Annotated in this window: 1 protein-coding gene; it reads left to right on the top strand. The window is 69.1% G+C overall.

Annotation, left to right across the window (positions count from 1 at the left end; genetic code table 11):
• Nucleotides 1-10: 10 nt before the first annotated feature.
• Nucleotides 11-1,622: acetyl-CoA carboxylase biotin carboxylase subunit (locus ON33_RS05375; RefSeq protein WP_040855879.1), on the top strand; the 1,612-nt coding region annotated here is incomplete at its 3' end.

The following is a 1,622-nucleotide window of genomic DNA, read 5'->3' as shown; positions in this document are numbered from 1 at the left end:
AGGAGGCTCAGTGCCCAACCATGCCAACGCGCAGATCACAAAGGTCCTCGTAGCCAACCGAGGCGAGATCGCCGTGCGCGTGATCCGGGCCGCCAAGGACGCCGGTATCGCCAGTGTGGCCGTATACGCCGAACCGGACGCCGATGCGCCGTTCGTCAAGCTCGCCGACGAGGCCTTCGCCCTGGGCGGTCAGACCTCGGCCGAGTCGTACCTGGTGTTCGACAAGATCCTCGACGCCGCCGCCAAGGCCGGCGCGGACGCGATCCACCCCGGCTACGGCTTCCTCTCCGAGAACGCCGATTTCGCGCAGGCCGTGATCGACGCCGGGCTGATCTGGATCGGTCCCTCGCCGCAGTCGATCCGCGACCTGGGTGACAAGGTCACCGCCCGCCACATCGCCGAGCGCGCTCAGGCGCCGATGGCCGCGGGCACCAAGGACCCGGTCAAGAACGCCGACGAGGTCGTGGCGTTCGCCAAGGAGTTCGGCGTTCCGGTGGCCATCAAGGCCGCCTTCGGTGGTGGCGGTCGCGGCATGAAGGTCGCGCACACCATCGAGGAGATCCCCGAGCTGTTCGAGTCCGCCACTCGTGAGGCCATCGCCGCCTTCGGTCGCGGCGAGTGCTTCGTGGAGCAGTACCTGGACAAGGCCCGCCACGTCGAGGCGCAGGTCATCGCGGACAAGCACGGCAACGTGGTCGTCGCCGGCACCCGTGACTGCTCGCTGCAGCGCCGCTTCCAGAAGCTGGTCGAGGAGGCGCCCGCGCCGTTCCTGTCCGACGAGGTGCGCTCCAAGATCCACGAGTCCGCGAAGCGGATCTGCAAGGAGGCCGGGTACTACGGTGCCGGCACCGTGGAGTACCTGGTGCAGGGCGAGACCGTCTCTTTCCTCGAGGTGAACACCCGCCTGCAGGTCGAGCACCCGGTCACCGAGGAGACCGCGGGAATCGACCTGGTGCGCCAGCAGTTCCGCATCGCCGAGGGCCACGAGCTTTCCATCACCGAGGACCCGGCCCCGCGTGGGCACTCCTTCGAGTTCCGCATCAACGGTGAGGACGCCGGCCGTGGTTTCCTGCCCGCCCCCGGCCCGGTTGTCGTGTACTCCGAGCCCGCGGGCCCCGGTGTGCGCGTCGATTCCGGTGTGGTCGAGGGTTCGGTCATCGGCGGCCAGTTCGACTCCATGCTGGCCAAGCTGATCGTGACCGGCGAGAACCGTGAGCAGGCGCTGCAGCGTGCCGCCCGCGCGCTCGACGAGTACCAGATCGAGGGCCTGGCCACGGTCATCCCGTTCCACCGCCACATTGTCGAGAACCCCGCGTTCGTCGGCGACGGCACCACCTTCGACGTCTACACCAAGTGGATCGAGAACGAGTGGGACAACCACATCGAGCCCTACGCCGGTGCTCAGCCCATCGAGGACGAGGACGAGGCGCCGCGTCAGAAGGTGGTCGTCGAGGTCGGCGGCCGTCGTCTCGAGGTCTCGCTGCCGGGTCAGTTCTCCGTCGGCGTCGCGGCTTCCGCCAATGGCGCGGGCGCGGTGCGCAAGAAGCCCAAGCCGCGCAAGCGCGGTGGCGCGGGCGCCGGTGCCGCTTCCGGTGACGCCGTGACCGCCCCGATGCAGGGCA

The organism is Nocardia niigatensis NBRC 100131 (assembly GCF_000308655.1).
GTDB classification, from domain to species: Bacteria; Actinomycetota; Actinomycetes; order Mycobacteriales; family Mycobacteriaceae; genus Nocardia; species Nocardia niigatensis.
The sequence above is the reverse complement of the archived record's forward strand: the minus strand, read 5'-3'. Positions and strand labels throughout refer to the sequence as shown.